Annotated in this window: 4 protein-coding genes and 1 pseudogene; 2 read left to right on the top strand and 3 right to left on the bottom strand. The window is 63.8% G+C overall.

Annotated features, from left to right (window positions below; genetic code table 11):
• Positions 1 to 674 precede the first annotated feature (674 nt).
• Positions 675 to 2,507, bottom strand: a complete 1,833-nt coding sequence (locus EOB59_RS12175; RefSeq protein ID WP_127809395.1) for a M3 family oligoendopeptidase — start codon at positions 2,505 to 2,507, stop codon at positions 675 to 677.
• 177 nt (positions 2,508 to 2,684) lie between these two features.
• Between EOB59_RS12175 and EOB59_RS12170 the strand changes: the two genes are divergently transcribed.
• Positions 2,685 to 4,220 carry a sigma-54 dependent transcriptional regulator gene (locus EOB59_RS12170; protein ID WP_128288440.1) on the top strand — a complete coding sequence of 512 codons (1,536 nt, stop codon included), beginning with the start codon at positions 2,685 to 2,687 and terminating at the stop codon, positions 4,218 to 4,220.
• A 403-nt stretch (positions 4,221 to 4,623) separates the two neighbouring features.
• Positions 4,624 to 6,450: a DUF882 domain-containing protein gene (locus EOB59_RS12165; protein WP_128288439.1), complete on the top strand. Its 1,827-nt coding sequence runs from the start codon at positions 4,624 to 4,626 to the stop codon at positions 6,448 to 6,450.
• Between the two features lie 7 nt (positions 6,451 to 6,457).
• Here the strand turns inward: EOB59_RS12165 and EOB59_RS35270 are convergent, their stop codons facing one another.
• Together EOB59_RS35270 and EOB59_RS36195 are read right to left on the bottom strand one after the other, a co-directional pair.
• Complete coding sequence (locus tag EOB59_RS35270; RefSeq protein ID WP_164873794.1) at positions 6,458 to 6,703, bottom strand: hypothetical protein; 246 nt, start codon at positions 6,701 to 6,703, stop codon at positions 6,458 to 6,460.
• Positions 6,704 to 6,879: 176 nt separating this feature from the next.
• Positions 6,880 to 7,196, bottom strand: a pseudogene (locus tag EOB59_RS36195) (keto-deoxy-phosphogluconate aldolase); the annotation flags it as partial.

Raw genomic sequence — 7,196 nt, 5'->3', positions numbered from 1 at the left:
CGGATTTGGCTGTCGCGGGGGTCGACATCAGGGCCGCCGGCGCCTGGCTTGCCGGCTTTGCCGCGCTGCTTCCGGCGGCAGGTGCGGCCGACGCTTCACGCAGCCGGCGCTCGAGGTCGGCGCGGGTCTTGCCGCATGCATCGAGTTCGCCGGTCAGGCGGTCGCCGTCGGTGCGCAGCCTGTCGCGTTCGCTGCGTGTGCGGTCTAGGTCGCCGCGCAAGCTGTCGAGTTCACCGCGCAGGCGCCCCCAAAGGAACCAGCCGACCAACACGCCTATCAGGAACGCCAGGACCACGTAGAAAAAAGTGCCCATTGTCTCTCTCCAGTCAGATCCGTCTGCCGTGGGTCATGACCTTCGGCGAAGGACTACTCTTGGTGGTTCCGCGGTAAGCAGAACAGCCGGCTTCGGTTCGAGCTGCGGCGATCGGCTTTGCTTGCCCATGGCCAACGGCCGTTGTCGCGTTCGCCTGAGCGACACGGCCGGCTGAGATTTCTCCTCGCCGATCCGCATGCGCTCCGGCTGAGCTTGGAGCGAAGGCTATCATAGAGCTTGTGGAAAGCTATCGGAAAACTTCGGTGGAGAGTACTTCAAGAACAGATATTTAGGGTGATAGTAGAGCTGTCCCAACATGCATTCCGGCTAAACTGTTAGAGCGATGCCTGAGGGACGCGTTTCAAGCGTCGAGCGCTTCCAGCTCGTCGATCAGGCCGCTGACGACGCCAAGTCCGATCTGCCAGAAGGCGGGATCGGTGGCGTCGAGCCCGAAGGGCGCCAGAAGCTCGGAATGATGTTTGGTGCCGCCGGCGCGCAGCATTTCGAAATACTTGTCCTGAAAGCCGCGTTCGGCGTTCTGATAGACCGCGTAGAGCGAGTTCACCAGACAGTCGCCGAAAGCATAGGCATAGACATAAAAGGGCGAATGGATGAAGTGCGGGATGTAGGTCCAGAACACCTCGTAGCCTTCGCGCAGCTTGATCGCGGGACCCAGACTTTCGGCCTGCACTTCGAGCCAGAACTGGCCGAGCCTGTCGGAGGTCAGTTCGCCGTTCTTGCGTTCGGCATGCACCTTGCGCTCGAATTCATAGAAGGCAATCTGGCGCACGACCGTGTTGATCATGTCCTCGACCTTCTGGGCGAGCATGGCCTTGCGCTCGCGCCGGTCGGTGGTCTGGTCGAGCAGCGAGCGGAAGGTCAGCATCTCGCCGAAGACCGATGCCGTCTCGGCCAGCGTCAGCGGCGTCGAGGCCATCAGTGCGCCCTGGCCGCCGGCCAGCACCTGATGCACCCCATGGCCAAGCTCGTGCGCCAGCGTCATCACATCGCGCGGCTTGCCCATGTAGTTGAGCAGGACATAGGGATGCGCCGACGGCACGGTCGGATGCGCGAAGGCGCCAGGCGACTTGCCGGGCCGCACCGGCGCGTCGATCCAGTTGCGGTCGAAGAAGGTTCGCGCGATCTCGGCCATGTCGGGCGAAAAGCGCTGATAGGCGGACAGCACGGTGTTCCTGGCCTCGTCCCAGCCGATGATCGCCTGGGGCGTATCCGGCAACGGCGCGTTGCGGTCCCAGTGGTTCATCACCTCCATGCCGAGCCAGCGTGCCTTCATCGCGTAATAGCGGTGCGACAGGCGCGGATAGGCATCGCGAACGGCGGAAGCCAGGGCGTCCACCACGCTGCGCTCGACGCGGTTGGCGAGATGGCGTGAATCGGCGATGTCCTCGAAGCCGCGCCAGCGGTCGGATATTTCCTTGTCCTTGGCCAGCGTGTTGGTGATCAGCGTGAAGGTGCGCAAATTTTTGCGGAAGGTCGTGGCCAGCGCCTCGGACGCCCGGCGGCGCACCTCGCCGTCGGCGTCCTGCAAACGGTTCAGCGCCGGCTCCAGCGTCAGTTCCTCGCCGTCGATGTCGAAGCGAAGGTCGGTCATCGTCTCGTCGAACAGGCGGTTCCAGGCGCCGCGCCCGGTGATCGACTTTTCGTGGAAGAGTTGCTCGACGCGGTCCTCAAGCTGGTAGGGCTTGTCCTTGCGCAGATCGAGCACCCATGGCCGGTAGTGACCGAAGGCGGGATCGCCGGCGAGCGCGCCTTCGATCGACGCATCGTCGATCAGGTTGAGTTCGAGCGCGAAGAACAGAAGGTGCGCGCTGGCGTCGGTCATCTTCTCCTGGACGTCGCCATAGAGCTTGGCGCGCTGGGGATCGGCGGTGTTTCCGGCATAAACCAGACCCGCATAGGAGACGATGCGGCCGATCAGTTCCTCCAGCGCTTCGTAGGCGACGAGCGCCTCGCCCAGCCTGCCGGCGCTGCCGCGCTCGGCCTCGGCGGCCAGCGTGCCCTTCCAGCGGCTTTCGAAGCTGACCGCGTCAGTGGCGGCCTTGGCGATGTCGCGCTTCAGTTCTGGCGCGTCCATGCCGGCATAGAGGTCGGCAAGGTTCCATTCCGGCAGGTCGCCCAGCTCGGCCGCGCCCTGACCGGACGCCGGCGCCGCCAGCCGCCGTGCGGAACCCATGTGCCCAGAATCCTTATGCATTGCCGACACCTTCCGTGGCCAAGGTTCGAGGGGAAACGAGAAGCCGGTCAAATCCTAAGGAATTCATTCACCGGGTTTTTTGAAACCTTATTTAGAACCCTGTGCCAAGATGGTCCACAGGGCAGGATTCCTCGGGCGGGCATAGTCGTATCAGTCATGACAGGTTCCATACTCATAGTCGATGACGATCCGGTGCAACGCCGGCTGCTCGAAGCGGCGGTGACGCGGTTCGGCTACAGCGCAATCGTCGTCGACGGCGGCGCGGCCGCCCTCGATATCCTCGATGGACCCGGCGCCCGCGAGGTGTCGGTGGTCATCCTCGATCTGGTCATGCCCGGTCTCGATGGTATCGGCGTGCTGAAGGCGATGCGCGAGCGCGACATCAACGTGCCGGCCATCGTGCAGACCGCGCAGGGCGGCATCGAGACCGTGGTTTCGGCGATGCGTCATGGCGCCTTCGATTTCGTCGTCAAGCCGGCATCTCCCGACAGGCTGCAGGCGTCGATCGGCAATGCGCTCAAGGTCGAGGCCGTCGAGGGCGAGGTCAAGCGCACGTCGCGCCGGCGCGGCGGCCTCCTGACCTTCAAGGACATGATTACGCACAGCCCGGCCATGGAGAGGGTGATCCGTCTTGGCCAGAAAGCGGCGGCATCCAACATCCCGATCCTGATCGAGGGCGAGTCCGGCGTCGGCAAGGAACTGGTGGCGCGCGCCATCCAGGGCAGTGGCGACCGCCGCTCGAAACCCTTCGTCACCGTCAATTGCGGCGCTATCCCCGACAATCTGGTCGAATCGATCCTGTTCGGCCATGAAAAGGGCTCGTTCACCGGCGCCACCGACAAGCACACGGGCAAGTTCGTCGAAGCGCATTCGGGCACACTGTTTCTCGACGAGATCGGCGACCTGCCGCTCGACGTGCAGGTCAAGCTGTTGCGCGCGGTCCAGGACGGCGAGGTCGATCCGGTCGGCGGACGCTCGACCGTCAGGGTCGACATCAGGCTGATTTCGGCGACGCACCGCAACCTCCTGCAGCAGGTCAAGGACGGCAAGTTCCGCGAGGATCTGTTCTATCGGCTGAACGTCTATCCGATCTTCGTGCCGCCGCTGCGCGACCGCCGCGACGACATCCCCTATCTGGTCACCCATTTCATGGAGAAGGTGGCGCCGGCCGACCCGCACCGTCGCCTGCAAGGTATTTCGGCGGCAGCGCTCGCCGTGCTGCAGGCCTATGACTGGCCTGGAAACATCCGGCAGCTCGAAAATGCCGTCTTCCGGGCCTCGGTGCTTTGCGAAGGCGATGTGCTTTCCGCCGAGGACTTCCCGCAGATACGGGCGCAAGTGGAAGGCACCGTCAACCTGGATATGGACGGCGATGCGCCGGCGCCCTCCCAGTCTTTGCAGGAGCGCGATGACGAAGCCTTGCCCGGCGAGGGCGGCCCAGCAATCCCGTTCGATCCGCCGGCAAGGCTGCAGCCTCGCTTCGGCACGTTGCGGGCGCTCGACGAGCGCGGCAATGTGCGGGCACTGGCCGATGTCGAACTCGAGATGATCAAGCTTGCCATCGATCACTACAACGGACAGATGAGCGAAGTCGCCCGCCGACTCGGCATCGGTCGCTCGACGCTCTATCGCAAGCTCAAGGAACACGGCATCGATCCGGAGACGGGCCGCGTAGACCGGCTCGCCTCCTAAGGGCGATGCCGGGCTGAGCTTCGGAATCCGGCTTGCCACAAAGGCCGACGCCAGCTTGCAATGCCACAGCAGGCCTTGTATCGCCGTTCGGCGGCATTGTGGCTGTGTCATGGACAGCTCTGTTCACGCATTAAGGCTAACGGTAACAGATCGTGTTCGGGCCGAAGGCGGAAATCTGATCTAAACCAGCGGTTTACCAAGAAACCTTGTGAACAATTTTTGACGGGATATCGCCACGGTGTTACCGCATTTCGGCTTCAATAAGCGATGATTAACCATTAGGATCGATATTCGGGTGTGCTAATGCCACATCCGTTTGGACAAATCCGGGGACAAACGGCAGCCTGCAAGGCCTTTTGATTTGAACAGAATCGAACGACACACAAACAGGCGGCACCATCATTTGAGCGTCTGGCCGAAGTGGCTGGCAGTGTTGGTTGTCGCTTTTGGTTTTGTTGCCGCGGCCGCGAGCGGAGCCAGCGCCGAAACACGGTCGCTGAAGCTTTATCATCTCCACACCCATGAGAAGGCCGAGATCGTCTACAAGCGCAACGGCCGCTACGTTCCCGAGGGTCTCAGGAAGATCAACATCATTTTGCGCGACTGGCGTCGCAACGAGCCGACCAAGATGGATCCGCGCCTGCTGGATCTGGTCTGGGAAGCGTATCGGGAAGCCGGCGCCACGGACTACATCCAGGTCATCTGCGGCTATCGCTCGCCGTCGACGAACTCGATGCTGCGCGGCCGCAGCAGGGGCGTCGCCGAGAAGAGCCAGCATATGCTCGGCAAGGCGATGGATTTCTACATCCCCGGCGTGCCGCTGAAGAAGCTGCGCAACATCGGTCTCAAGATGCAGGGCGGCGGCGTCGGCTACTATCCGTCATCTGGTTCGCCGTTCGTCCACATGGATGTCGGCAATGTGCGCCATTGGCCCGGTATCAGCCGGCAGGAACTGGTCAGCCTGTTCCCCAACGGCAAGACGCTGCATGTGCCGAGCGACGGCAGGCCGCTGCCCGGCTTTGAGCAGGCGCTCGCCTCCTATAAGGCGCGCAAGGGTTCAGGCTCGCCGGCCATCGAGATGGCCAGTGCTGGCGGCAGCGGCAAGAAATCAGGTGGCTTCCTGTCGGCTTTCTTCGGTGGCGGCGGCGACGACGAGGCCGACGACAGCGCCGATGTCCAGACCGCTTCGGCCGCCCCTCCGCCCAAAGCGAGAAACCTGAAGCCGGCAGCGGCAGCCAAGACCAGCAACCTCCCGGGCATTGCCATCGTGGCGCCGGAGAATGCGCGGCGCGCCGAGATTCCGCAGGTGGCCGAGCAGCAGGCTCCGGAGCCGGAAGAGGACACGCCGGAGACGATCATCGCCGCATTGCCGGCCCGAAGCGTTCCGCTGCCGGATTTCGCACCGCGGCCGAAAGCCGATGTCGGCGCTCAGCAGCCTGAGAATGTTCCTTTTGCGATGGCGGAGGCGACAGCCACCACCGAGCAGGCCGTGGCGACCGCGCATGCGCCGGCAAGCGTTCCTTTCGGCTTGGCCGATGCAACTGCTTCGGCTAATCCGGCCCAGGTCGCGGTCAACAACATACCGTTGCCGACATGGCGTCCCGACAATTCGCTGCCGGCCGCTCTGTCTGCGCCGCCCAGCAAGGATGTGCTGATGGCGCTGGCCGAGACGGCTGATCAAAGCAAGACCGCGACCGATGCGTTCTCGGTGCTGCCGACGGCGCGGCCCGAGATGGCCAGGCCGGATGCGGTCAAGGCCGTGCTCGACGAGGCCAATGCCCAGGTCGGTGCGGCCGATTACCAGCTTGCTTCCTTGTCCGGATCCGAGCCGCGTTCGGCGTTCAACGATCCGGGCACCAACGCCGCTTCGCCGCGCGATGCTGTCGTTGCCCGCCCAGTCGGTTCCGATCCGGCCGCCGCGATCGGCGCCGGCGTCAAGACGACCCGCAAGGAATCGAGAGCCACCGCCCGCGACCTGAAGCCAGGCCCCAAGGCCATGGTGGTTGCAGCCGCACCGCAGGCCGCCCGCTGGGCATTGACCAGCGGCGAGCATGTCGCCACCGTTTCAAGCGCGACGACGGCGCCGGGCTACGCCTACAGCATCGTGCACACGCCGCCGAGCGAGGTCTACACGGCCGGCTTCCAGCCGAGCAGCCAGGTGGCCGATGCCAATCGCTTCACCGGCAACGCCGTCAAGTTCATGTCGGTGGCCCGCTTCCAAACCAAGTGACGGCAAATCAATCGACAAAGCCGCGCCGGGCAACCAGCGCGGCTTTTTGCTGTTCAGCGAACCGGCCAGCCTGCACGGTCACGCGCGGCTGAACTTCTCGTGAAGCCGGAACGGTCGGCCTATTCCCCGGGTTAACATAGGTTCGTTCAAACCCGGGGAGATCCATGAAGAACATCCTATTGGCATCGGTCATCGCATTGGCAACCGCTTCGGCGGCCATCGCCCCTACGCAGGCCGAGACCGTTGTCGTCAAGACTCATGACCATATGCACATGAAGAAGCACTGCCGGACCAAGGTGGTCACAAGCTGGAAGCATCACCACAGGGTGGTTGAAAAGGTCCGGGTCTGCAGCTGATCAGCTTCGGAGCCGATTTGGCAAACCCGGTCGACGCGAGTCGGCCGGGTTTTTTCATGCCGTGGCCGAGGCCTTATTTCGCAAGCTTGCTCGCCGCGCGCGCCAGGGCTTCGATCTCGTCCCACTTGCCGGCCTGGACGAGGTCATCGGGCGCCACCCAGGAGCCGCCGACGCAGACCACGTTGGGAAGGCTTAGATAGTCGGCCGCGTTCTTGGCAGAGATGCCGCCGGTCGGGCAGAATTTCACATCGGCGAGCGGCGAGGCGAAGGCCTTCAGCGAAGCGATGCCGCCCGACTGCTCGGCCGGGAAGAATTTCAGGAAGCGCAAGCCGGCTTCCCGTGCAGCCATGATCTCGCCGGGCGTGATGGCGCCGGGCAGCAGCGGAACAT

This window comes from Mesorhizobium sp. M7A.F.Ca.MR.176.00.0.0, from assembly GCF_004023165.1.
Lineage (GTDB): Bacteria > Pseudomonadota > Alphaproteobacteria > Rhizobiales > Rhizobiaceae > Mesorhizobium.
The sequence above is the reverse complement of the archived record's forward strand: the minus strand, read 5'-3'. Positions and strand labels throughout refer to the sequence as shown.

Excerpts from the sequence above, each read along its gene's own strand:
- EOB59_RS12175 (WP_127809395.1), bottom strand. The coding sequence starts at position 2,507 with ATGGGTTCCGCACGGCGGCTGGCGGCGCCGGCGTCCGGTCAGGGCGCG.
- EOB59_RS12170 (WP_128288440.1), top strand. The coding sequence starts at position 2,685 with ATGACAGGTTCCATACTCATAGTCGATGACGATCCGGTGCAACGCCGG.